The 22597-nt window shown below is 73.4% G+C and carries 22 protein-coding genes and 2 tRNA genes; 8 read left to right on the top strand and 16 right to left on the bottom strand.

From position 1 onward, the window contains the following. Positions 1–40: 40 nt before the first annotated feature. The 7 genes from ACWGSR_RS27085 to ACWGSR_RS27055 all read right to left on the bottom strand — a co-directional run bounded on the left by ACWGSR_RS27085 (position 41) and on the right by ACWGSR_RS27055 (position 6693). Positions 41–1021, bottom strand: a complete 981-nt coding sequence (locus ACWGSR_RS27085; protein ID WP_053646821.1) for a tetratricopeptide repeat protein — start codon at positions 1019–1021, stop codon at positions 41–43. Positions 1022–1100: 79 nt separating this feature from the next. After that, positions 1101–2381: an HD-GYP domain-containing protein gene (locus ACWGSR_RS27080; protein ID WP_376247230.1), complete on the bottom strand. Its 1281-nt coding sequence runs from the start codon at positions 2379–2381 to the stop codon at positions 1101–1103. Continuing rightward, entirely contained in the window at positions 2378–3751 is a 1374-nt protein-coding gene (locus ACWGSR_RS27075; RefSeq protein ID WP_453569822.1) for an HD-GYP domain-containing protein, read from the bottom strand. Before ACWGSR_RS27075 ends, ACWGSR_RS27080 begins: the two co-directional genes overlap by 4 nt. A 169-nt stretch (positions 3752–3920) precedes the next feature. Then, entirely contained in the window at positions 3921–4235 is a 315-nt protein-coding gene (rsrA, locus tag ACWGSR_RS27070) for a mycothiol system anti-sigma-R factor (protein ID WP_376245158.1), read from the bottom strand. Beyond that, positions 4232–4888 carry a sigma-70 family RNA polymerase sigma factor gene (locus tag ACWGSR_RS27065; RefSeq protein WP_030207302.1) on the bottom strand — a complete coding sequence of 219 codons (657 nt, stop codon included), beginning with the start codon at positions 4886–4888 and terminating at the stop codon, positions 4232–4234. The genes rsrA and ACWGSR_RS27065 overlap by 4 nt, the downstream gene beginning before the upstream one ends. Before the next feature lie 283 nt (positions 4889–5171). Further along, on the bottom strand, positions 5172–5849 hold the full coding sequence (locus ACWGSR_RS27060) for an alpha/beta hydrolase family protein (protein ID WP_453569739.1): 678 nt from the start codon (positions 5847–5849) through the stop codon (positions 5172–5174). A gap of 28 nt (positions 5850–5877) precedes the next feature. After that, positions 5878–6693: an SOS response-associated peptidase gene (locus ACWGSR_RS27055; protein WP_453569736.1), complete on the bottom strand. Its 816-nt coding sequence runs from the start codon at positions 6691–6693 to the stop codon at positions 5878–5880. Positions 6694–6743: 50 nt separating this feature from the next. Between ACWGSR_RS27055 and ACWGSR_RS27050 the strand changes: the two genes are divergently transcribed. The 4 genes from ACWGSR_RS27050 to ACWGSR_RS27035 all read left to right on the top strand — a co-directional run bounded on the left by ACWGSR_RS27050 (position 6744) and on the right by ACWGSR_RS27035 (position 10215). Further along, positions 6744–7430 carry a M50 family metallopeptidase gene (locus tag ACWGSR_RS27050; RefSeq protein ID WP_376245149.1) on the top strand — a complete coding sequence of 229 codons (687 nt, stop codon included), beginning with the start codon at positions 6744–6746 and terminating at the stop codon, positions 7428–7430. Between the two features lie 20 nt (positions 7431–7450). After that, positions 7451–8782, top strand: coding sequence for a 3-phosphoshikimate 1-carboxyvinyltransferase (gene aroA, locus ACWGSR_RS27045; RefSeq protein ID WP_376245146.1), 1332 nt, complete (start codon positions 7451–7453; stop codon positions 8780–8782). 3 nt (positions 8783–8785) lie between these two features. After that, entirely contained in the window at positions 8786–9799 is a 1014-nt protein-coding gene (rsgA, locus tag ACWGSR_RS27040; protein WP_453569731.1) for a ribosome small subunit-dependent GTPase A, read from the top strand. A gap of 92 nt (positions 9800–9891) precedes the next feature. Then, on the top strand, positions 9892–10215 hold the full coding sequence (locus ACWGSR_RS27035; RefSeq protein WP_125658544.1) for a DMT family transporter: 324 nt from the start codon (positions 9892–9894) through the stop codon (positions 10213–10215). Here the strand turns inward: ACWGSR_RS27035 and ACWGSR_RS27030 are convergent. Further along, positions 10107–10769, bottom strand: a complete 663-nt coding sequence (locus ACWGSR_RS27030) for a TetR/AcrR family transcriptional regulator (RefSeq protein WP_376245139.1) — start codon at positions 10767–10769, stop codon at positions 10107–10109. The two genes, ACWGSR_RS27035 and ACWGSR_RS27030, sit on opposite strands and share 109 nt — an antisense overlap. A 156-nt stretch (positions 10770–10925) precedes the next feature. Between ACWGSR_RS27030 and hisN the strand changes: the two genes are divergently transcribed. From hisN to ACWGSR_RS27015, 3 genes are all read left to right on the top strand, one after another. After that, a complete protein-coding gene (gene hisN, locus ACWGSR_RS27025; protein ID WP_376245137.1) occupies positions 10926–11738 on the top strand; it encodes a histidinol-phosphatase in 813 nt (270 codons plus the stop codon). A gap of 147 nt (positions 11739–11885) precedes the next feature. Next, on the top strand, positions 11886–12275 hold the full coding sequence (locus ACWGSR_RS27020) for a CBS domain-containing protein (RefSeq protein ID WP_366371754.1): 390 nt from the start codon (positions 11886–11888) through the stop codon (positions 12273–12275). Positions 12276–12511: 236 nt separating this feature from the next. Further along, positions 12512–12931 carry a Fur family transcriptional regulator gene (locus tag ACWGSR_RS27015; RefSeq protein WP_121832781.1) on the top strand — a complete coding sequence of 140 codons (420 nt, stop codon included), beginning with the start codon at positions 12512–12514 and terminating at the stop codon, positions 12929–12931. A 111-nt stretch (positions 12932–13042) separates the two neighbouring features. Here ACWGSR_RS27015 and ACWGSR_RS27010 read toward each other — a convergent pair. From ACWGSR_RS27010 to ACWGSR_RS26995, 4 genes are all read right to left on the bottom strand, one after another. Further along, positions 13043–13116, bottom strand: a tRNA-Met gene (locus ACWGSR_RS27010). Positions 13117–13190: 74 nt separating this feature from the next. After that, on the bottom strand, positions 13191–15155 hold the full coding sequence (locus tag ACWGSR_RS27005) for a tetratricopeptide repeat protein (protein ID WP_376245132.1): 1965 nt from the start codon (positions 15153–15155) through the stop codon (positions 13191–13193). Positions 15156–15362: 207 nt separating this feature from the next. Next, a tRNA-Met gene (locus ACWGSR_RS27000) sits at positions 15363–15436 on the bottom strand. Between the two features lie 45 nt (positions 15437–15481). Beyond that, the gene (locus tag ACWGSR_RS26995; protein ID WP_376245160.1) at positions 15482–18388 is read right to left on the bottom strand and encodes a UPF0182 family membrane protein; all 2907 of its coding nucleotides are present in this window, start codon (positions 18386–18388) and stop codon (positions 15482–15484) included. Positions 18389–18558: 170 nt separating this feature from the next. On the opposite strand from ACWGSR_RS26995, the gene ACWGSR_RS26990 reads away from it, so the two are divergent. Further along, entirely contained in the window at positions 18559–19110 is a 552-nt protein-coding gene (locus tag ACWGSR_RS26990) for a PPA1309 family protein (RefSeq protein WP_453569726.1), read from the top strand. Positions 19111–19190: 80 nt separating this feature from the next. Here the strand turns inward: ACWGSR_RS26990 and ACWGSR_RS26985 are convergent, their stop codons facing one another. The 4 genes from ACWGSR_RS26985 to ACWGSR_RS26970 form a co-directional block, all read right to left on the bottom strand. Continuing rightward, positions 19191–20279: a YlbL family protein gene (locus ACWGSR_RS26985; RefSeq protein WP_376245126.1), complete on the bottom strand. Its 1089-nt coding sequence runs from the start codon at positions 20277–20279 to the stop codon at positions 19191–19193. 66 nt (positions 20280–20345) lie between these two features. After that, complete coding sequence (locus tag ACWGSR_RS26980) at positions 20346–20624, bottom strand: hypothetical protein (RefSeq protein ID WP_453569840.1); 279 nt, start codon at positions 20622–20624, stop codon at positions 20346–20348. 201 nt (positions 20625–20825) lie between these two features. Beyond that, positions 20826–21287: a molybdenum cofactor biosynthesis protein MoaE gene (locus ACWGSR_RS26975; RefSeq protein WP_453569722.1), complete on the bottom strand. Its 462-nt coding sequence runs from the start codon at positions 21285–21287 to the stop codon at positions 20826–20828. A 111-nt stretch (positions 21288–21398) separates the two neighbouring features. After that, positions 21399–22508: an SDR family oxidoreductase gene (locus tag ACWGSR_RS26970; protein WP_453569719.1), complete on the bottom strand. Its 1110-nt coding sequence runs from the start codon at positions 22506–22508 to the stop codon at positions 21399–21401. Positions 22509–22597 lie beyond the last annotated feature (89 nt).

Raw genomic sequence — 22597 nt, 5'->3', positions numbered from 1 at the left:
ATTCCGTCGGAGGACAGCCTACGGGGAAGGGGCGGGCCGCTCAGCAGACCTCTTCGAGATCCCGCCACTCGCGGCTGTCCGGGCTGTCCGCCACCCAGCCGTCGAGGAGTCCGCGCACGAGCCCGGCCGGGGCCGCGATGCCGCACTCCCGCTCCGGCACCCACAGCTCGCCGGGCGAGCGGTGGCCGAGCGGCCCGGGGTGCCCCGGCTCGCTGTGGTCGTGGGGGTCGGAGTGCTCGCCCTCGCCCTCGGCGCTCGGCATGGTCGACTCCGAGCAGGCGCGGCAGAGCAGCCGCACGGAGGACGACCAGTCCTCGGCGGCGAAGCCCGCCTCGGCGGCGAGCTGCTCCAGGGCGTCCCGGTCGGCCTCGGTGGCGGCCTCCAGGAGGACCACCCAGGTGGGGACGGGCGAGGGGGCCCACAGCTCGATCTCGTCGAAGACCGGGTAGGAGGGCCCGGCGGTGGTGGTCCGCTCGCCGTTCGGCACGCCGTCGTGGAGGACGACCTCGCCCCAGCGGCGCCCGGAGGACGGCAGCGGGATGGAGAGGACCTCTATCCGGGCCGGGTCGAGCCGGCGGCCCCACACGACCTCGGCCTCGCCCTCGGGCGAGAGCCGGACGGCGGCGCTGCCCAGCTCCATGCCGGCGGGCTCGCCCGTGCCGGAGGCGGCCCCGGGCACCCGCAGTCCGTACGCCTGCCAGGCGCGGCGGGCCAGCGGCCAGTCCTGGAGGGCGGTGGCGGCGATGCCGACGTTCCACCAGTCGGGGGCGCCGGTCTCCTTGTCGAGCAGGGCGACCGCGCGCAGTCCGGCGGCCCGGGCCTGCTCCCAGTCGTGCCGGAACTTGTGCAGCAGCGCCAGGTTGAACCAGGACTCGGAGAGCCAGGGCTCCAGGTCCGCCGCGCGCGTGAGGAGCGCGCCCGCGTCCTCGTACCGGCCGTCGCCGATCAGCGTGAACGCGCGGTCGGTGGCCTGCCGCCACGAGGCGGAGGGCCGATGCCGTACCTTCCCGAAGATCTTCACGATTCCCGCCTGCCGGTCGCTTCACCCTCTTGTTCGCATCCAACCATGCCCGGTCGGACGCGCGCTCATTACCCATGGGTTACCCAGGGACGACCGGGGTCATCCCGGAGGCTCCGCCCCGGGCCAGGACCCTGGCCAGGCACTCGACGACGTCCGGGTGGTGGTCGCGGGCGGTGCCGAGCCGGAGCCTCTCCAGGGCGTCGAGCGCCGCGCCCGCACCCCCTCCTGCCCCGGTTCCCGGTCCGGTACTCGTCAGGTCGTCGTAGGCGTTCACGGTCCGGACGATCCGGGCGGGCAGCGGCTGCTCGCGGTACGGGTCGGCCTGCCGCTCGACGATCACGGCGACGGCCGGCGGGACCCCGGTCCTGCGGACGACCGCGCCGCCCAGGAGGGCGATCCGGCGCTGCTCCTCGGCCGGCAGGAGGGCCGTGGCGCCGCCCTCCACCGGGTCGACGAGGGAGAGTTGGCCGATGTCGTGCATGAGCGCCGCGTGTTCGAGGACGGTCAGCTCGGTTCCGGAGAGGCCCAGCTCGCGTCCGACGGCCGTGCTGAGGGCGGCGACCCGGCGGGCGTGGCCGGGCGGGGTGCAGCCGGCGACCTCGGTCGCCCGGGCGAGGGAGGCGATGGTCTGCCGGTTGACGGTCCGCACGGCCTCGTAGCGCCGGTGGGAGACCTGGGTGAGCAGGAGCGGGACGGCGAGCACGGGCAGGGCCCACGGTCCGGCGGCGGCGACGCCGAGGGCCATGACGGCGCCGGTGGCGCAGACGGCGGAGCCGATGCCGAGGAGGGCGCGCAGCTCGTCGCGGAGGAGGGGGCCGTAGGGGAATCCCGTACGGGCGCGGAGCAGGAGGGCGGCGAGCACGGCGTCGCACAGGGCGGTGAGGAGGAGCAGGAGCCCGAGGGAGAGGACGTACGGCGGGCCCTCGCCGAGGTGGCGGACGACGGCGCCGGAGTGGTGGAGGGGCTGGAAGCAGAGCGCGGCGAAGCCGATGGTGAGGACGCGGCGGGCGAGGTGGTCGGGGCCCGGGCCCCGACCCCGGGCGAGGTGGGGGGCGGTCCCGGCGAGGCCCGCGGCGGTGGTGACGGCGACGGTCTGGAGGACGCCGTGGGTGGCGGGGCTCCCGGCGCTCTCCCCGAGCAGGGCGTAGGCCAGGGCCCCGGCGGCGGCGAGCGGCGCGGGCTCCCGCTCGGCGGGGGCGGCGCTCCGGCGGGCCAGTGCGCCGAGGGCGACGAGGGCGCCGAAGGCGAGGGCGGTGCCGGGCCGGTCGATCCCGTGCCGGAGGGTGGAGCCGAGGGCGACGAGGCCGAGCAGCAGGGCGGCCGTGCGGACGGCGCCGACGGTGAGGACGCCGGGCCTCACGTGCGCTCCCCGGACGGGGCGGAGGACGGGGCGGACGCCTCCCGGGCCTTGGGCACGTTCCCGCCGAGCGGGGTCTCGTCGGCGGTGACGGCGGGGTGCCAGCCGTGCCGGTCCAGGGCCCGGACGAGGGCGCCGACCATCCGGGGGTCGAAGTGGGTGCCGGCGCACCGCTCCAGTTCGGCGACGGCGGCCGGGACCGGCCGGGCGCGGCTGTAGGAGCGGTTGGAGGTCATGGCGTCGAAGGCGTCGGCGACGGCGACCATCCGGGCGAACTCGGGGATCTGCTCGCCGCGCAGCCCGTAGGGGTAGCCGCTGCCGTCCATGCGCTCGTGGTGGTGGAGGATCGCGGCCCGCGCCTCGCCGAGGAAGCCGATGCCCCGGACGATCTCGTGTCCGTACTCGGGGTGCAGCTCGATGACCCGGCGCTCCTCGGGGGTGAGGGGCCCGTCCTTGCGGAGCACCCGGGTGGGCACGCCCAGCTTGCCGACGTCGTGCAGGATGCCGGCGAAGCGGACGGCGTCGAGCCGGTCCTCGGGCATGCCGAGTTCGCGGGCGATGAGGACGGAGGCGTGGCCGACGCGCTCGCTGTGGCCGCGGGTGTAGCGGTCCTTGATGTCGACGGCCTGGACGAGGGCGCGGATGGTGGCCTGGTGGGCGGCGCGCTCGCGGTGGTACTGGGCGAAGACCCAGCAGGAGACGTACATGGGCAGGAGCACGAAGAGTCCCGCGGCCGGCCCGTGGCTGCCGCGCCACAGGACGCCCATCATCAGCCCGGCGAGGCCGTGCACGAGGTGCGGGGCGAGCGCCCGGCCGAGGAGTCCGCGCCAGGCGGCCCGCGGGGACACCCCGTCGGCGGTGGCGCGGATGCCGCCGTCGAGGGCGGTGAGGACCAGGCAGAGGGCGAGGGCGGCGGCGCCGGCGGGCAGCAGCGCGTACGGGAGGTCGGGGGCGCTGCCGCCGTGTCCGAGGGCGGCCGGGCCGCCCAGGGCCCCGGCGGCGTGGGCGGCGGCCCAGACGGCGAGGGCCGTGGCGGCGGCCCGCCAGGCGCGGCGCGGTCCGGCCGGGGGTTCCTCGACGCGGGCGAGGAGGCTGCCGGGCACGGCGGTGAGCGCGGCGGCGGCGGGCGGCAGGAGCAGCGCGGCGGCGAGGAGCACGGGGAAGAAGGAGCCGGTGCCCACGGGGGCGGAGCCGCCGAGCGCGCGGAGGAGGGGGCAGCGGGCGGGCAGCTCGCAGAGCGCGTACAGGGCGGCGAGGAGCGCGATCGTCCCCCAGGGCGCGCCGGGGCGCGACAGCGCGGGCAGGACGCACGCGCCGGCGGCGAGCAGGGCGCAGCCGATGTACACGCGGGCCGCCGGGGGGACGACCTTCACACCCGTCATCCCCGTCACGCTAGCGAGTCGGGCGGCCCGCGGCGGCGCGCCGGGACCGATTAGCACCTTCGAGTGATACAACCCGACTTACGCCGGAGGCCGCCGCGATCGCGATCGCGGCGGCCTCCGTTCCCGTCGATGCGGGAGGGGCGTGTCACTCCCGCGCGTGCTACTCCTGCGGGGCGGGCGCGGGCGCGCTCGCCGTGACGTCCTGCTCGGGCGCCGGCCGGCCGGACCGGATCAGCTCGATCCGGCCCATGACCTTGGCCCGCAGGTCGGTGGGGACGTCGTCACTGCCGCAGCAGCGCTTGACCAGCTTCTTCACGGCCTGCTCCAGGCCGTACTTCTCCAGGCACGGGGAGCACTCCTCGAAGTGCACCTCGAACTTGGTGCAGTCGCTGTCGGGCATCTCGTTGTCGAGGAACTCGTAGAGGTGGTCCAGGACCTCCGAGCAGTCCGTCTCGTGCGGCTCTCCGCAGCTCATGAGCCCGAGCCTTTCAGATCGTTCGACGACTCTCCGGCGCCCGCGGGAACGAGCCCGCGGTCGCGGGCGTAGTCCTCGAGCATGCCGCGCAGCTGGCGGCGGCCCCGGTGCAGCCGGGACATCACCGTACCGATGGGCGTCCCCATGATGTCCGCGATCTCCTTGTACGCAAAGCCCTCGACGTCGGCGAGGTAGACGGCGATGCGGAACTCCTCGGGGATCGCCTGCAGCGCTTCCTTCACGTCGGAGTCGGGAAGGTGGTCGAGGGCCTGGGACTCGGCGGAGCGCAGGCCGGTCGACATGTGCGACTCGGCGCGGGCGAGCTGCCAGTCCTCGATCTCCTCGGCGGCGCTGCGCTGGGGTTCGCGCTGCTTCTTGCGGTACGAGTTGATGAAGGTGTTCGTGAGGATGCGGTACAGCCACGCCTTGAGGTTCGTGCCCTCGCGGAACTGGTGGAAGGACCCGTACGCCTTGGCGTAGGTCTCCTGCACCAGGTCCTCCGCGTCCGCGGGGTTGCGCGTCATGCGGAGCGCGGCCGAGTACATCTGGTCGAGGTAGCCGAGGGCGTCCCGCTCGAAGCGCGCGTTGCGCTCCTCGGTCGTCTCCTCGGGGCCGTCGTCGGTCCCTGTGTCGGTCCCAGTGACCGGACCCACCTCCTCCAGCGCGGCGGCGAGCCCGAGGGCGGACCCGCTCGTTTCGGAGGATAGACGAGGAACCGCTCCGCCCGCCGCCCGAATCGAGGCGCCCTTGGGCGCGGGCAGCACCGTCCAGTCGAGGTCAGCGCCCTGTGCGCGCTCCGGGCAGATGGTCGAACCCATGCGACGGACTCCCTCTCCTCTTGCTCTTCCCTGCTGTCGTACGACGTACCGAACAACAGCGGCCCCCCGCTCGGCATTCCCGGGGCGGGAACGGGCCGGGCCGGGGGCGGACGGGGCGTCAGCGCAGGGCGTCGAGCCACCCGGCGACGCCGTCCACGAGGAGGCCGAGGGCCTCGTCCCGGCCGAGGGGCGCGCGCTTGGGCAGGGCGAAGCCGTGGTCCCCGTACGGGACCTCGACGAGGGCGTACGGGCCGGCCGGGTACTCCTCGGGGCGACCGAAGGGGTCGTTGCCGCCCTGGACCACGAGGGTGGGCAGGCCGGTGCCGAGGAGTTCGTCGGCGCGGGACTTCTCGGGCCTGCCCGGCGGGTGCAGCGGGAAGCTCAGGGCGAGGACGGCGGTCGCGCCGAGTGCGCGGCCGGTGCGGCAGGCGACCCGGGCGCCGGCGCTGCGGCCGCCCGCGACCACGGGGAGGCCGGGCTCCGCGAGGGCGGGCCAGAGGCCGCGCCAGGCGGTGTCGAGGGTCTTCGGGGCGGGCGCGAGCTTCTTGCCGGCGACCCGCCAGGGCTGTTCGACGAGGGCGACGGTCACGCCCCGGGCGGGCAGCGCCCCGGCCAGGGCCCGGAGGTCGCGGGCCTCGATCCCGCCGCCGGCGCCGTGGCCGAGGGCGAGGACGGTCCACGGCTCCGTCCCGGCGTCCGGCTCGTACCAGGTGACGCGGGCGTCCCCGGCGTCGGTGGGGACGGTCTCGCGGCGCGTCGCTCCGTCGGTCGCTTCATCGGTCGCTTCATCGGTCACGCCCTCATCCTGCCGCGCGGGCGGCGGTTCAGAAGAGCGTGCCCTCCTCCGGGCCCTCCAGCTCCGTCAGGAGTTCGGGGCCGTTGTTGCGGACGTTGCTGACGGCCGTCGGCACCGGATAGGCCCGCATCAGGCCCTCCGGCGGCGGGGCGAGCAGTCCGCGCAGCTCTTCGAGCTCGCCGTTCTCCGGGGAGAGCCAGGCGTCCCAGCGGTCCTCCGTCAGCATCAGCGGCATCCGGGGGTGGATCTCGGCGAGCGAGCGGGGGCCCTCGGCCGGGGCCACGCCCAGCGGCCCGGTCTCCGCCTCCGTGGTGATCACCGAGCAGGTCACCCACCAGGACGAGGGGTGGTCGTCGGGGAGGGTCCGGTCGCGCCAGAACTCGTAGAGCCCGGCCATCGCGAAGACCGAGCCGTCCGCCGGGGTCACGAAGTACGGCTGCTTCCGCGGCCGCTTCTTCTTCCCCTCGACCTCCAGGTCCCGCTCCGCCGTCCCGGTCACCCATTCGTAGTAGCCGTCGGCGGGAATGATGCAGCGGCGCGAGGCGAAGGCGCGCTTGAAGGAGGGCTTCTCGTGGAGGGTCTCGGCCCGGGCGTTGATCATCCGGGCGGCGCCGTCGGGGTTCTTCGACCAGGAGGGGACGAGTCCCCACTTCAGGGCGCGCAGCTGGCGAACCGGCTCCTTGGATTCCGCGTCCTTCAGAGGACGCTCCAGAACGGCCCAGACCCGTTTGGTGGGGGCCACGTTCCAGTCGGGGGCCAGGGTCTCCTCGGGCTCCCACTGTTCCACCCCGAAGACCTCCACCAGGTCCTCGGGCCGTCGACTCGATGCAAACCGTCCGCACATACGTGCCACACTGCCACGATCCCGCCCGAGACCGAGGAGCCTTCCGCCGAATGAACGACATCCTCGGCACCCAGCCCGCCCCGGACGAGTGGATCGTCTGGATCACCGCCGGCTGCGCGCTGGTCCTCGTCGTGTTCCGCGGGCTCTGGCTGCCGGCCCGCAACGCGATCACCATCGCCCACGAGGGCGGCCACGGCATCGTCGCCCTGGCCACCGGCCGCCGCCTGGAGGCGATCCGGCTGCACTCGGACACCAGCGGCCTGACCGTGTCCCGGGGCCGCCCGACCGGTCTCGGGATAGTCCTCACCCTGGCCGCCGGCTACCCGGCGGCCCCGCTGCTCGGCCTCGGCGGCGCGGCGCTGCTCGGCACCCACCGGACCACGCTGCTGCTGTGGGCCGCGACCGCGCTGCTCCTCGCGCTGCTCGTGATGGTCCGCAACGCGTACGGGATCCTCACCGTCCTGGTGACGGGCGCCGCCTTCCTCCTCGTCGCCCTGTTCACCGGGCCCGACGTGCAGGGCGCCTTCGCCTGCGCGGCGGTCTGGTTCCTCCTTCTGGGCGGCGTCCGGCCGGCCTTCGAGCTCCAGGCGAAGCGGCGCCGGGGCGGCACCCCGGACTCCGACGCGGACCAGCTCGCGCGGCTCACCCACGTGCCCGCCGGGGTGTGGCTGGTCTTCTTCCACACGGTCTCGATCTGCTGCCTGATCGGCGGCGGGCGCTGGCTCCTGCGCTTCTGACACCCCCGTACAGTGAGGACATGACCGCAGCAGCTTCCCCGCACACCGACCCGTCCACCGACCTCTGGCCCGCTCCGTACGCGCGTGGCGCCGTCGACGCGACCGTCACCGTGCCCGGGTCGAAGTCGGTCACCAACCGCGCCCTGGTCCTCGCCGCGCTCGCCGCCGAGCCCGGCTGGCTGCGCCGCCCGCTGCGCTCCCGGGACACCCTCCTGATGGCCGAGGCGCTCCGCACCCTCGGCGTGCGGATCGAGGAGGGGGTGGGCCCGGACGGGACCGGCGAGGCCTGGCGGATCATCCCCGCGCCGCTGCGCGGCCCGGCGGCCGTCGACGTCGGCAACGCGGGCACGGTCATGCGTTTCCTGCCGCCGGTCGCGGCGCTGGCCGAGGGCCCGGTGCGCTTCGACGGCGACCCCCGCTCCCACGAGCGTCCGCTGCACGGCGTGATCGACGCGCTGCGCGCGCTCGGCGCCCGGATCGACGACGAGGGCCGGGGCGCGCTGCCGATGACCGTGCACGGCGTCGGGGGCCTGGACGGCGGCACGGTCGAGATCGACGCCTCCTCGTCCTCCCAGTTCGTCAGCGCCCTGCTGCTCTCCGCGCCCCGCTTCAACCAGGGCGTCGAGGTGCGGCACGTGGGGTCGCGGCTGCCCTCGATGCCGCACATCCGGATGACGGTCGACATGCTGCGCGCGGTCGGCGCCCGGGTCGACGAGCCGGAGCACGGCGGCGAGCCGGACGTGTGGCGGGTGGCGCCGTCCGCGCTGCGCGGCCGGGACCTGGTGGTCGAGCCGGACCTGTCGAACGCCCAGCCGTTCCTGGCCGCCGCCCTGGTGACCGGCGGCCGGGTGACGGTCCGGGACTGGCCCGCGCGAACCACCCAGCCCGGTGACGCGCTGCGGGAGATCTTCACCGGGATGGGTGGTTCCTGCGAGCTGACCGAGGCGGGTCTGACCTTCACCGGCACGGGCCGGATCCACGGCATCGACGTGGACCTCGGCGAGGTCGGCGAACTGACCCCGGGCATCGCGGCGGTCGCGGCCCTCGCCGACTCCCCCTCCACCCTGCGCGGCGTCGCCCATCTGCGGCTGCACGAGACGGACCGGCTCGCGGCGCTCACCAAGGAGATCAACGAGCTGGGCGGGGACGTGACGGAGACCGAGGACGGTCTGCACATCCGCCCGCGCCCGCTGCACGGCGGCGTCTTCCGCACGTACCACGACCACCGGATGGCGACGGCGGGCGCGGTCATCGGCCTGGCGGTCGAGGGCGTGGAGATCGAGGACGTGGCGACGACGGCCAAGACCTTGCCCGACTTCCCGACGATGTGGACCGAAATGCTCGGGGCCTGAACGATGCGGCGTTACGGCAAGCACACCGACGAGGACGACATCCGCCAGCGGCCCAACCGCAAGGGGACCCGCCCCCGGACCAGCATCCGGCCGAAGCACGAGGACGCCGTCGAGGGCATGGTCCTCACCGTCGACCGGGGCCGGCTGACCTGTCTGGTCGGCGACCGGACCGTGACGGCGATGAAGGCGCGCGAGCTGGGCCGCAAGGCCGCCGTGGTCGGCGACCGGGTCTCGATCGTCGGCGACCTCTCCGGCGAGAAGGACACGCTGGCCCGAATCGTGCGGATCGGGGAGCGCTCCTCGGTGCTGCGGCGCACGGCCGACGACGACGATCCGTACGAGCGCGTGGTCGTCGCCAACGCGGACCAGCTGGCGATCGTCACCGCGCTCGCCGACCCCGAGCCGCGGCCCCGGCTGATCGACCGCTGCCTGGTCGCCGCGTACGACGGCGGCCTCTCCCCGCTGCTCGTGCTGACCAAGTCGGACCTGGCGTCGCCGGACGCGCTCCTGGAGATGTACGGGGCGCTCGGCGTGCCCCATGTGGTGACCACCCGGGACGAGTTCGTCGACGGGGCCGCCGCCGAGCGGGTGCACGAGCACCTCAAGGGCCGGACCACCGCGTTCGTGGGGCACTCCGGCGTCGGCAAGACGACCCTCGTCAACGCCCTGGTCCCGCCGGAGCGGAGGCGCACCACCGGTGTGGTGAACGCGGTCACGGGCCGGGGCCGGCACACCACGACCTCGGCGCTCGCCCTGCCGCTCGACGACGCGGAGGGCGGCTGGGTGATCGACACCCCGGGCGTGCGCTCCTTCGGCCTGCACCACGTCGACCCGTCCCGGGTGATCCTCGCCTTCCCCGACCTCGTCCCGGGCACGGAGAACTGCCCGCGCGCGTGCAGCCACGACGAGCCGGACTGCGCCCTCGACGCGTACGTGGCGGAGGGGCACGCCGATCCGGCGCGCCTGGTCTCGCTGCGGCGGCTCCTGGCGACCCGGGAGCGACGCGAGGGCGACTGAGCCGTCCGCGTTTACGCCCGTTCGGTACCGGTAAGTGCATAATCGCACCAAGTGCGACGAAGCAGTCACCGACGGCGTGGGAGGCACTGACGATGGCGTGGCTGCTGGTGGTGGTGGCAGGGTTCCTGGAAACGGGCTTCGCGGTCTGCCTCAAGCTCTCGCACGGATTCACGCGCCTGTGGCCGACGATCGCCTTCGCGTCCTTCGCCCTGGGCAGCTTCGGCCTCCTCACGCTGGCGCTGCGGAAGCTCGACGTGGGTCCGGCGTACGCGGTGTGGACGGGGATCGGCGCGGCCGGGACCGCGATCTACGGCATGGTCTTCCTGGGCGACGTGGTCTCCACCCTCAAGATCGTCTCGATCACCCTGGTGATCGTGGGCGTCATCGGGCTCCAGCTCTCCGGCTCCGCGCACTGACCTCCCGCGCCCCGCGCCCCCGCGGCCGTCCCGCACGGCACCGGGGGCGCGACGACGTGGCTGAGGGCGATCCTGACGGCGAGTTCGCACCCCGCCGCCCACCGCTCGTCCGCGCAGGCCACGGTCGCCGCCACCAGCTCCCCCGGCGCGGGCGGCCCGGCGTCGGCGCGGCGCTGGGCGGGGACGGCGGCGGGCCGGGCGCCCGGTCTGGCCGGCCGGGGCGCCGGCAGCCGCGCGTCCCAGGCTCCGGTGAGCAGGGCCCGCAGGACCGGCCGGGCGGCGACCCGGGCCACGATCCACTCGGCGAGCGCGGCGAGGGTCCGGGCGGGCGGCCCCGGGGCGGCGAGCAGCTTCCGGACGCCCTGGAGGTAGGCGTCGGCCTCCCTGTGCACGAGCGCGCGGGCGAGCCCGTCCTTGCTGCCGAACTCGTTGTAGAGGGTCTGGCGGGAGACCCGGGCGACGGTGGCGAGGTCGGCCATCCGCACGGCGGACCAGGGCCGGTGCGCGAGCGCGGCGAGCGCCGCGTCGAGCAGGGCCTCACGGGCAGTCGGCATCGGCGCCTCCCGGGCCGTTCGTGTCGGTACGGGTCCCGCACGCTCCGTGCGCGGACCCGTACACAGCGTCGACAGGCTCCCCCGCCCTGTCAAGGAGCCCGGGGCCGCGGTGGACGGTTCGTCCGGCCGGGAGCGCCCGGGGATAGAGTGCCGACCATGGCCGATTACCACGATGACCTGCGCCTCGCCCACGTCCTCGCCGACGCCGCCGACGCGGCCACCATGGACCGCTTCCAGGCGCTCGACCTCAAGGTCGAGACGAAGCCGGACATGACCCCGGTGAGCGAGGCCGACAAGGCGGCGGAGGAGCTGATCCGCGGTCAGCTCCAGCGGGCCAGGCCGCGCGACGCGATCCTGGGCGAGGAGTACGGCGTGGAGGGCTCGGGCCCGCGCCGCTGGGTGATCGACCCGATCGACGGGACGAAGAACTACGTGCGCGGGGTGCCGGTCTGGGCGACCCTGATCGCGCTGATGGAGGCCGGGGAGACCGGGTTCCAGCCGGTGGTGGGCGTGGTGTCGGCCCCGGCGCTCGGCCGCCGCTGGTGGGCGGCGAAGGGCCTCGGGGCGTACACGGGCCGCAGCCTGGCCTCGGCGACCCGGATCGGGGTCTCGAAGGTCTCCTCCCTGGCGGACGCCTCGTTCGCGTACTCCTCGCTGAGCGGCTGGGAGGAGCGGGGCCGCCTCGACGGCTTCCTGGACCTCACGCGCGCGTGCTGGCGGACGCGGGCGTACGGCGACTTCTGGCCGTACATGATGGTCGCGGAGGGCTCCGTGGACCTCTGCGCGGAGCCGGAGCTGTCGCTGTGGGACATGGCGGCGGTGTCGATCGTGGTCCAGGAGGCCGGCGGCACGTACACGGGCCTGGACGGGCGGCACGGGCCGCACAGCGGGAACGCGGCGGCGTCCAACGGACTGCTCCACGGCGAGCTGCTCTCGTACCTGAACCAGCGGACGCCCGAGGAGGGCTGACCGCCCTTCAGGGAGCGCCGGGCGCCCCCGGCGCTCCCGGAGACGCCTCGCGCGCCCCCTTGTCGGCCCCCTCCCCCGGTGCCACTCTGAGACTCCCCCCACTTGTGAACTTGTGAAAAAGTTCTCGAACAGGAGGTGGTCCCTTCCATGCTCGTCCGCGACGCCATGAGTCCCGTGATCCTGACCATCGGCCCGGCCCACACCCTCCGCCAGGCGGCGAGGCTGATGTCGGCGCGCCGCGTCGGCGCCGCCGTCGTCCAGGACAGCGATGCCGGCGGCTTCGGCATCCTCACCGAGCGCGACATCCTCGACGCCGTCGGCGCCGACCGGAACCCCGACCACGAGACCGCCGACGCCCACACCACCCGGGACGTCGTCTTCGCCGCGCCCACCTGGACCCTGGCGGAGGCGGCCGAGGCGATGACCCGCGGCGGCTTCCGCCACCTGGTCGTCCTCGACGACAACGGGCCGGTCGGCATCGTCTCCGTACGCGACATCGTCCGCTGCTGGATCCCGGTGCACAGCGCCGCCGCCTGAGCACGTGCGGGAGGGCCGGTCTTCCACCCGTACGGATACGGGTGGAAGACCGGCCCTCCTCTCCTCGGCGGGCGGCCGCCGGCCGCGCAGGGCCTGGACCGCGGCCTCCGGCCGCTCGCCGAAGTCGAGGCCGCTCACCACCGAGCACGATCCTACATTGGACAAAGTCCAAGTCGATTTAGGGTCCGAAGTCACACTTGTTCGGGATCTTGTCCCCGACTGTTAGGCTGACCCTCATGAGCGACCTGTTGGAACGCCTGCGCGGACGCGGCTGGCGTATGACCGCACAGCGGCGCGTCGTGGCCGAAGTGCTCGACGGGGACCATGTACACCTGACCGCCGACGAGGTCCACGCGCGCGCCGTGACGCGGCTGCCCGAGATCTCGCGCGCGACCGTCTACAACACGCTGGGCGAGATGGTCACCCTCGGCGAGGTCATCGAGGTGGCCACCGACGGGCGCGCCAAGCGGTACGACCCGAACGCCCACCGTCCGCACCAGCACCTGGTCTGCGGCCGGTGCGGCGCGATCCGCGACGTGCACCCGGGCGGCGACCCGCTGGCGGACCTGCCGGACAGCGAGCGCTTCGGCTTCACGATCTCCGACGTCGAGGTCACGTACCGGGGCATCTGCCCGAGCTGCGCGACGACGGCCTGAGACCTGCGCGAGAAGCCCCCGCTCCGGCGGGGGCTTCTTCATGACCCGGTCCGGGTACGACGAAGGCCCGGATCCGAGTGCATCGGATCCGGGCCTTCGTTTGCTACTGAGTAGCGGGGACAGGATTTGAACCTGCGACCTCTGGGTTATGAGCCCAGCGAGCTACCGAGCTGCTCCACCCCGCGTCGGTGAACCCAACCTTACGGCTCTTCCGTCACCGGTGCAAATCCGTTGGCGTCCGCCGCTCCCGGCCCGGCCGTCACGCCGTGAGCTCCTGGTGCAGCGCCTCGCTCAGCCGCGCCGCCCGCTCGGCGACCTCCGCCGGGCCCAGCTCCACCGCGCGGGCGCACCAGCGGCGCCCCTCGGTGAGCTCGCCCCGGCGCGCCGCGAGCAGCGCGAGCCGGAGCGCGGCGCGCCCGTGGCCGGCCCGGGCGGCCCGGGTCCACCAGAGGGAGGCCTCGCGCTCGCTGCCCTCGCGGGCGAGCAGCAGCCCCAGGTTGAAGGCGCCGTTGCGACTGCCGGCCTCGGCGGCCTCGCGGTACCAGCGGTCGGCCTCGGCCAGGTCGCCGCGCGCGGCGGCGAGCATCCCGACCCGCACCTGGGCGCGCCGGTGGCCCTGCCGGGCGGCCCGCTCGTACCACTCCTCGCACTCGCTCTTCTCCTCGCGGGGCGCGCCGAGCACGGCGGGGCCGGGCTCGGGGCGGCGCGCGTCGAGCACCGAGGCGAGCCGGAAGGCGGCCTCGGCGCTGCCGCCGCCCGCCGCGCACCGCAGGTGCCGCTCGGCGGTCTGCTCGTCGCCGTCGCGCAGGGCGGCGATGCCGACCTGGAGGGCGGCCTCGGTGTGCCCGGCGGCGGCGGCCCGCTCGTACCAGACGAGGGCCGTGCGGTCGTCGTCGCGCCCGGCGTGCAGGATGCCCAGGTTGAAGGCGGCGTCCACGCTGCCGGCCTCGGCGGCCTTGGAGAACCACGGCTCGGCGCCGTTCGCGTCGCCGGCCTGGAGGAGCAGCACGGCGAGCGCGTTGGCGGCCTCGCGGTGGCCCGCGTAGGCGGCCCGCCGGTACCACTGCTCGGCCTGCGGGATGCGGTCCTGGGCGGCGCAGAGCAGCCCGAGGTTGTAGGCGCCGTTGACGTCGCCGGCGTCCATGGCGGCCCGGTACCAGCGCTCGGCGGTCTGCTGCTCGCCCCGGGCCGCGTGCAGGGCCCCCAGGGCGTTGGCGGCGTTGCCGTCGCCGTCCTGGGCGGCCCGCAGCCACCACACGGCGGCGCTCTCCTCGTCGCCCGCGTCGCGGAGCAGGAAGCCGAGCGCGCAGGCGGCCCTGGCCTCGCCCTCCTTGGCGGAGCTGAGGTACCAGCGGCCGGCCTCCTTGAGCTCGCCGCGCTGCTCCAGGATGGCGCCGAGGTGGAGCGCGGCCCGCCGGTGACCGCGCGCGGCGGCCTGCCGGAACCACTGCTCGGCCTCGGCGAGTTCGCCCACGGGCTCGGCGGCCGGGGGGCCGGGGGGCAGCAGGGCGCCGGGGGCCGCGCCCGCGGCGCTCCTGGCGGCGCCGGGAACCGGGAGGCGGGTGCCGGTGGCGTGCGGGCCGCGGGGCGCCTCGGTGGCCCGCCGCTCCAGGGCCATGGCGAGCCGGTAGGCGGCCTCGCGGTGGCCCTGCTCGGCGGCGGCGCGCAGCCAGCGCTCGGCGCCGACGTCGCCGCGGTGCTCCAGGAGGTCGGCGAGGGCGTACGCGCCGAGGGCGTGGCCCTGCTCGGCGGCCTGGCGCAGCCAGTACTCGGCGGCGGGCTCGTCGCCGCGCTCGCGGTGGTGGCGGCCGAGCGCGTGGGCGGCGGGGGCGGAGCCGGCGACGGCGGCGACCCGCCACCAGCCGGCGGCCTCGTCGGCGTATCCGCGCTGGTGCAGCAGGACGCCCAGGTTGTTGGCGGCGGCCCGGTCCCCCTCGGCGGTGGCGCCGCGCAGGTAGGGCTCGGCGCCGTCGAGGTCGCCGCGGCGCAGCAGCAGCGCGCCGAGGGCGCTCATGGAGGCGAGGTCGCCGCGCTCGGCGGCGCGGCGGTGCCGGGCCTCCGTCTCGGTCTCGTTCTCGGTGACGGCATCGGTCTCGGCGGTGGTGCCGAGGACCGCGTCGACGGCCCCCGCTGCCTCGATGATCTCGTCCGCGGCGTTCCTGGCATGCCGCTGCACAAACCGCCCTGTCTCCAACAGAGTTGCCCTGTCCCCCATAAATACCATCGTCGCACCACCCGCCACCCGAGCACACCTGGTAAACCGCAGCCAGTGAGGTCACTCAGCGTTTTGTCGACATGCCCACAGAGAGACAAGTCAAACACGACTCACGCCAACTCGCCCCTTCCCTACCGCTCTTCGGTACCCCCTGGCACGCCGACACACGACGAGGGCCCGGATCCTTATGGATCCGGGCCCTCGTTTGCCACAGAGTAGCGGGGACAGGATTTGAACCTGCGACCTCTGGGTTATGAGCCCAGCGAGCTACCGAGCTGCTCCACCCCGCGTCGGTGACGTAACAGTATCACGACGCGGAGGTGGAAAACCTCAGGTCAGCCGCCTGCTCCCGGGGCCTTGAGCTTCGCCCCGGCGTCGGCGGCCTTCTGGAGGGCCGCCTGCAGGTCCTCCTGCGCCTTGCCGTACGCGGTCCAGTCGCCCTTCTGCAGGGCCGCCTCGCCCGCGTCGTACGCCTTCTGGGCGTCGGCGATCGCCTGCTTCAGCGCCTCGTCGTTCGACGCCGGCGGCGGAGGCGTGGTGCCCGGCTGCTCCGGCGTGGGCTGCTCCGGCGTCGGCTGCGTCGGCGCGTCCACCCCGAAGACCGCGTTGAGCGCCTTGGTGAGGTTGTCCTCGAACACCGTGGTGTCCTTGGTCGTGTCACCCGCGGGCTGGTCCGCGTCCACGTAGGACACCGCGACCTTCTTCAGGAGCGGGTAGAGCGCGTTCCGCCCCTGGGCGTACACCGGCTCCACGTACAGGAACCCGCCGTCGAGCGGCACCGTCAGCAGGTTGCCGTACTGGATGTCGGAGTCGGCTCCCTTCAGGTCCCGGACGAACTGGGCCACGGACGGCAGGCCGTTGAGCTTGCTCTGCACCTGGGCCGGGCCCGGCACGTCCTGGGTGACCCTCAGCAGTCTCATCCGGCCGTACTCCTTGCTGGTGGCGTCGGCGTCGACCGCCATGAAGCCGCCCAGGTTGGGCCGCCCGTTCGGCGTGAACGTCGTCGTCAGCGAGAAGCGCTGCGTCGTGTCCCCGGGCATCTTCATGCTCAGGTAGTACGGCGGGACCGCGTTGCCGTCCTTGTTGGTCGGGTCGTCCGGCACCTGCCAGGCGTCCGAGCCGCTGTAGAACTGCGCGGGGTCGGTGACGTGGTAGCGGGTCAGCAGCTCGCGCTGGACCTTGAACATGTCCTGCGGGTAGCGCAGGTGCTCCAGGAGGTCGCCCTTGATCTCGGACTTCGGCTCGACCGTGTCCGGGAACGCCTTCATCCAGGTCTTCAGGACCGGGTCCTCGGTGTCCCACTGGTACAGCTTCACCGTGCCGTCGTAGGCGTCGACGGTGGCCTTCACCGAGTTGCGGATGTAGTTGACCTGGTTCTGCTGGGCGACGACCGTGCGCTGCTGGTTGCCGACGGTCAGCGAGTCGGCCGTGGTGTCGCCGAGCGTGGTGCGCGAGGCGTACGGGTAGCCGTTCGTCGTCGTGTACGCGTCGACGATCCACTGGATCCGGCCGTCGACGACCGCCGGGTAGGCGTCGCCGTCGATGGTCAGCCAGGGCGCGACCGCCTCGACGCGGTCCTTGGGCGTGCGGTTGTAGAGGATCCGCGAGCCGTCGCCGATGGCCCCCGAGTAGAGGATCTGCGGCTCGCTGAAGGCCACCGCGTACGCGGCGCGGTTGAAGGTGTTGGAGAGGCTGACGCCGCTCTTCTCCTTGTAGCTGGTGGTCTTCTCGCCGTTCTCCTCGTAGTCGAGCTCCCGCTGGGGCCCGCCCACGATCGAGTACTGGTCGGTCTTCTCGCCGTAGTAGATCCGCTGCTCGTACTTCGGGAGCTGGCCGGTGGTCGGCAGGCCGGACTCGGTGAAGACCGGGGAGCCGTTGGCGTCCGTCTGCGTGCCCGTGGCCATGATCGCGCCGTAGCCGTGGGTGTAGGTGAAGTGGTCGTTGATCCAGTTCCGCTTCGGGATGCCCCGGATGTTGAGCTCGCGGAGACCGATGACGGTGTCCTTGCCCTGGTAGCGGTCCACGTCCAGGGTGGTCGGGAACTGGTAGTACTTCCGCTTCTGCTCCAGCTGCTGGAACGTGGGCGAGACGATGTTCGGGTCGAGGAGGCGGTAGCTGGCCGCCGTGTCGGCGTCCGCCCGCAGCTTGTCCTTGTCCTTGACCGTCGACTTGCCCGAGTAGTTCTCGGGCTTCGTCCCGTCGATCGCGTACGCCTTGCGGGTCGCGTCGATGTTCTTCTGGATGTACGGCGCTTCCTTGGCCTGCTCGTTCGGCTGGACCTGGAACTTCTGCACGATGGCCGGGTACAGACCGCCGATCAGGACGGCGGAGAGCACCATCAGGCCGAAGCCGATCACCGGGAGCTGCCAGGTGCGGCGCCAGAGCGTCGCGAAGAACAGCACGGCGCAGATCGCGGCGATGCAGAAGAGGATGGTCTTCGCCGGCAGGTACGCGTTGGCGTCGACGTACCGCAGGCCCGTCCAGTTGCCGGTGGCCTTGAAGTCGCTGGACTTCACGGCCAGGCCGTACCGGTCGAGCCAGTACGCCACGGCCTTCAGCGAGACGAAGACGCCGAGGAGCACCGAGAGGTGGCCCGTGGCGGCGGCGGTGGCGCGGGCGCCCGGGCTGGTGACCCGCAGCCCGCCGTACAGGTAGTGCGTGAGCGCGGCGGCGATCAGCGACAGGACGGCGGCGGCGAAGCCGAACGCGAGGAGGAAGCGGTACCAGGGCAGGTCGAAGGCGTAGAACGACACGTCGAGCCCGAACTGCGGGTCCTTCTGGCCGAACTTCACGCCGTTGACCCACATCAGCCAGGTGCGCCACTGGCCGGAGGCGGAGGCTCCGGCGATCAGGGCCACCAGGGCCGTGACCGCGAGCAGCACCCACTTCTTGAAGGGCGCGAGGCCCATCCGGTACCGGTCGAGGCTCTGCTGCTCCAGCGACATCGCGCTGAGCGGCGGCCGCAGCCGGTGCGCCAGCCAGATGTTGAAGCCGACGGCGAGCCCCATCAGGAGGCCGAAGACCGCGAAGAGGCCGATCTTGGTCCACAGGGTGGTGGTGAACACGGACGAGTAATCGACCGAGCGGTACCAGAGCCAGTCCGTCCAGAACCCGGCGAACATCACGAAGGCCATGGCAAGGACGGCCAGGACCCCGAGTGTCATGAGCAGGGTACGGGCCCGCCGGGACGGCCGGCCGACTCTCATCCTTGGCCCTGACGGGCCTCCGCCGCGGTCCGGCATCTGGAAAGCCAACGTACGCCCCTCGGTGTTGATGCGTCTCGGTGTCGATGTGTCGATGCGTGCTGGTGGGTCTGAAAGCAGGCCCCGCGATCGTAGGGCCCCACTGATGCAACTTACCGATGCTTTACCTAGTTCCCGGCTTCGGGGAAAGAGGAGGCAGGATATTGGTCATGTCCAACGTTTCCCCCTCCGGCCCGGCGATGGCCGCGAGCCCCCTCACCCGCGCGGTGCTCGAGATCGACGCGTACGCGTCGGGTCTCGGCTGGGACCAGCCCGCCCGCCTGTTCGCCCTGGTCGACACCGCCCGACTGCGCGCCCGGGAGCCCAGGCTCGCCTCCCAGCTCGGCCTGGGCGACGACGCCGCCTCCTACACCCCGATCGAGCAGGACAAGCTGCCGCGCGGGAAGCCGCTCGACGAGTTCCTCGGCACGATCGCCTGGCCCGACGGCGTCGCCGGCTGCGCCATGACGGTGGAGCGGCTCATGCTGCCCCCGTCGGCGGAGGCCCAGGTGCCGCAGGGGCTGAACGAGAAGCAGCTCGCCAAGTGGGTCGCCGGTCATCCGGACCGCCAGGAGGTCCGGATGACCGTGGCGGTGCTGCGGAGCGGTGCGCGCGAGGCGGCGATCCGGCTGCGCGAGAAGGACTCGGCGACCGAGGTCCTGACGGGCCCCGACCTGGTGCCGGGGCTCGCCGAGGCGCTCGCGGCCACCTTCGAGGGCTGAGGACCCCTACGTACGGAGAAGGGCGGCGCCCCCGGTCGGGGCGCCGCCCTTCGTGTCCGCTCGTGCCCGCGCGGGGCCGCTCAGCCCTTCGCGCAGCTCGGCAGGGACGCCGTGTCGCCCTTGCGGAGCTTCTCCAGGGACTTCGTGGCGTCGTCGATGGTGCCGACCTTGACGAGGGTGAGCCCGTCGGGGATGTCGGAGGCGGCCGTGGCGCAGTTGTCGGCCGGGGTGAGGAAGTACTGGGCGCCCGCGTTGCGCGCGCCGACCAGCTTCATCTCGATGCCGCCGATCGGGCCGACCTTCCCCTTGTCGTCGATGGTGCCGGTGCCGGCGACGAACCGGCCGCCCGTGAGGCTCTCCGGGGTGAGCTTGTCGATGATGCCGAGCGCGAACATCAGTCCGGCGCTGGGGCCGCCGACGTCGGCCAGCTTGATGTCGATCGTGAACGGGAAGACGTGGTCGGTGCCGGCCTGGATGCCGACGACGGCCCGGTCGCCCTCCTCGGAGGTGGTGGTCGTGATGACCACCTTCCGGGTGACGGTCGGCTCCTTGCCCGCCTTCTCCGCGGCGGCCGCCTCCTTGGCGGGGACGATCGTGAACTCGACGTCCTGGCCGGGCTTCCGCTTCGTCACCTGCGCGGCGACGTTGCTCTGCTCGGTGATCGGCACGCCGTCGACGGCCTTGATCACGTCCCCGGCGTGCAGCTTGCCCTCGGCCGGGGCGCCCTTGACCACCGTGGCGACGACGACCCGGGAGACCACCGGGATGCCCAGCTCGCCGAGGGCCGCCACCTTGGCGCTCTCCTGGGACTGGCTGAACTCCTCGGCGTTCTCCTGGCTCGACTGCTCCTCGGTCTTTCCGTCCGGGTAGAGCGTGTCGTGCGGCACCACCACGTTGTCGTGGGCGAGCCATCCGTAGACGGCCTCGACGGCGTTCATCCGGTAGTCCGCGCCGGTGACCCGGACCGTCGTCATGTTGAGGTGGCCGTCGGTCGGGTACGTCTTGCGGCCGGAGATCTGGAGGACCGGCTCCCCCCTGGCCTCGCCGAGGGTGTTGACCGTCGGTCCGGGGCTCATCTCCGCGTAGGGCACCGGGATCAGAACGCCGGCGATGAGCAGGCAGATCAGGACCAGGGTGGAGGCGAGCATCGTCGCGGTGCGGCGTGGCATGGAACGACAGTACGGGACTCGCCTGTGGATACACCCCCGGGGCGGGTCCGTACGGGGCGGCCCGCGTCAGCCGGAGGAGGACGAGGTGACGGCGGTGGCGGCCGCGGCCGATTCACGCTCGTGGGGAGCGGAATCGGAGAACGCGTGGGGAGCGGAATCGGAGAACGTGGGGTGGGCGGAATCGGAGAACGTGGGGTGGGCGCGTTCCATCGCGTCCCGGAAGCGGGCGTAGCCGGCGAGTTCGGCCACGTCACCTATGGTCTTGCTCCTCGAAGCCCAGCTTCCCCATATCGCCGCGCCGACGACTGCGAAAAGCGGAATCAGCAACCAGGCCAGCGCCGCCATCCCGACCTCCCATCCCCAGTGAGTTGATCAGCAGACTGTTTCATCCGTGTCGTCAACGCTCGCGCGCGGGGGTCGGTTACGCAAATCGGGCGTTCGGCTACGCCGTGTCGGCGCGTCGCCTTGCTTCCCCGTGCTCCCTAGCAGGAACCCACCCTCCCCCAGCCTTCGGCCGGGGGGACCCCCAAACTTCGGGGCGGAGGCTCAACAGGAACCCACCCACTCATCCGTTCCGTCCGAGAAGGTCTGGTGCTTCCAAATGGGTACTTCGTGCTTGAGGTCGTCGATCAGCGTGCGGCAGGCCGCGAAGGCCTCCGCGCGGTGGGGGCAGGAGACGGCCACGACGACCGCGATGTCGCCGACGCGCAGGTCGCCCACGCGGTGGACGGCGGCCAGGGCGCGGACCGGGTGGTTCGCGACGACCTTCTCGGCGACGCGGCGCAGCTCCGCCTCGGCCGAGGGGTGGCAGGAGTAGCCGAGCCCGTCGACGTCCGCGCCGCCGTCGTGGTTGCGCACGGTGCCGACGAAGAGGGTCGTGCCGCCGGAGGCGTCGTCCCCGACGGCCCGGAAGACCTCGTCGACGGAGAGCGGGCTCTCCCGGATCGCGAGGAGCTTGATGGGGTCGGCCGCGGCCCGCTCGCCGGGGTGGTCAGACGTCAGTGCCATGAGCCCATCGTGCCGTACGCCGCCGACAACCCGGAATAGCGGTTTCGACCGGCGCTCCGGACCCTCCGTAGGAGGGTCCTACAGTTCCGCGCGCAACAGGGACGAAGGGGATCAGATCCCGCGCCGCTTCCGCATCTGCCGTACGAGCGCCGCCGTGCCGAGCAGTGCCACCGTCGCGCCGGCCGCACCGGCCGCCGTCGCGTCCTTGCGGCCCAGGCGGCGGCCCGCGACCGTGTGGCGGCCCTCGACCTCCTCCAGGAGCGCGGCGAGGACCTCCTCGTTCGTCCACTTCGGCCGCCAGCCGGCGTCGTGCAGGCGCCCGACGCTCACCACCCAGGGGTGCATGGTGTACGCGAGGTCGCCCGCCGGGGACGGGGTCAGGCCGATCCGGTGGAGGCGGGCCGCCGTGCCGAGGGCGACGGCGGAGGGCAGCTCCATGCGCCGGATCCCGGAGAGCTCCTCGATCTCCTCCTGCTCCAGCCAGCCCTCGCAGCCGACCACGAACTCGCCGTCGACCTTCTCCAGGGCCGCGTACTCCAGGGCGCTCACCAGGTCCTCGACGTGGCAGAACTGCCAGGTCGGCCGGGAACCGGCGACGACGAGCAGCCGGGGCGACTCGAAGTAGCGGGTCAGCGCCGTGTCCGTGCCGCCGACGAGGACGGCCGGGCGGACCACCGTGACGTTGAGGCCGGGGTGCGCGCGGGGCGCCCGGCGGCCCAGCCGCTCGATCTCCAGCATGTCGCCGACGCCGGTGGCCTCCGCCGTGGCCTTCAGCTCGGCGTCCTCGGAGAGCGGGATGTCGTTGTCGGGCAGGGCGCCGTAGACCATCGCGGAGGTGCAGAGCACCACCCGGTGGATCCCGGCGGCCGCGGCGGCGGTCAGGACGGTCTGCGTGCCGCGCACGTTGTAGGCCGTCCGGGCGGCGGGGTCGGTCTCCAGGTCGAGGTCGACGGCGAGGTGCACGACGACGTCGGCGCCGCGCAGCTTCTCCGCGATGGCCGGGTCGCGCACGTCGAGGACGTGCCAGTGCGCCTCCGGGACCTCGCCCCGGCGCTCGTCGATGGCGACGACCCGCTTGACCTCGTCGGAGGCGGCGAGACGCCTGGTCAGCAGGTCGCCGACGCCGGATGCGGCGCCGGTGACCGCGACGACGGGCCCGCGCGCGACGGGCCGGGTCGAGTGGTTTCGCGCTCCGCGAACCTGTGGATCTGGGGAACTCACCGGGCGTCTCCAGAGGTTGTCTTCAGTACGTACGCCGCACGACGTACGGACCAGGTGGCGTCCATCCTGCCGCAGGGCACGCCCCGGCG

Source organism: Streptomyces sp. NPDC055632, assembly GCF_053618675.1.
This window is presented reverse-complemented; position numbering and strand designations above follow the sequence as displayed.

What these genes read in the sequence shown, in the direction of transcription:
- rsrA (WP_376245158.1), bottom strand. Translation starts at nt 4,235, where the DNA reads ATGAGCTGCGGAGAGCCGCACGAGACGGACTGCTCGGAGGTCCTGGAC.
- hisN (WP_376245137.1), top strand. Translation starts at nt 10,926, where the DNA reads ATGGCCGATTACCACGATGACCTGCGCCTCGCCCACGTCCTCGCCGAC.
- aroA (WP_376245146.1), top strand. Translation starts at nt 7,451, where the DNA reads ATGACCGCAGCAGCTTCCCCGCACACCGACCCGTCCACCGACCTCTGG.
- ACWGSR_RS26990 (WP_453569726.1), top strand. Translation starts at nt 18,559, where the DNA reads ATGTCCAACGTTTCCCCCTCCGGCCCGGCGATGGCCGCGAGCCCCCTC.
- ACWGSR_RS27005 (WP_376245132.1), bottom strand. Translation starts at nt 15,155, where the DNA reads ATGGTATTTATGGGGGACAGGGCAACTCTGTTGGAGACAGGGCGGTTT.
- ACWGSR_RS27020 (WP_366371754.1), top strand. Translation starts at nt 11,886, where the DNA reads ATGCTCGTCCGCGACGCCATGAGTCCCGTGATCCTGACCATCGGCCCG.
- ACWGSR_RS26995 (WP_376245160.1), bottom strand. Translation starts at nt 18,388, where the DNA reads ATGCCGGACCGCGGCGGAGGCCCGTCAGGGCCAAGGATGAGAGTCGGC.
- rsgA (WP_453569731.1), top strand. Translation starts at nt 8,786, where the DNA reads ATGCGGCGTTACGGCAAGCACACCGACGAGGACGACATCCGCCAGCGG.
- ACWGSR_RS27055 (WP_453569736.1), bottom strand. Translation starts at nt 6,693, where the DNA reads ATGTGCGGACGGTTTGCATCGAGTCGACGGCCCGAGGACCTGGTGGAG.
- ACWGSR_RS26980 (WP_453569840.1), bottom strand. Translation starts at nt 20,624, where the DNA reads ATGGCGGCGCTGGCCTGGTTGCTGATTCCGCTTTTCGCAGTCGTCGGC.
- ACWGSR_RS27030 (WP_376245139.1), bottom strand. Translation starts at nt 10,769, where the DNA reads ATGCCGACTGCCCGTGAGGCCCTGCTCGACGCGGCGCTCGCCGCGCTC.
- ACWGSR_RS27050 (WP_376245149.1), top strand. Translation starts at nt 6,744, where the DNA reads ATGAACGACATCCTCGGCACCCAGCCCGCCCCGGACGAGTGGATCGTC.
- ACWGSR_RS27015 (WP_121832781.1), top strand. Translation starts at nt 12,512, where the DNA reads ATGAGCGACCTGTTGGAACGCCTGCGCGGACGCGGCTGGCGTATGACC.
- ACWGSR_RS26985 (WP_376245126.1), bottom strand. Translation starts at nt 20,279, where the DNA reads ATGCCACGCCGCACCGCGACGATGCTCGCCTCCACCCTGGTCCTGATC.
- ACWGSR_RS26975 (WP_453569722.1), bottom strand. Translation starts at nt 21,287, where the DNA reads ATGGCACTGACGTCTGACCACCCCGGCGAGCGGGCCGCGGCCGACCCC.
- ACWGSR_RS27035 (WP_125658544.1), top strand. Translation starts at nt 9,892, where the DNA reads ATGGCGTGGCTGCTGGTGGTGGTGGCAGGGTTCCTGGAAACGGGCTTC.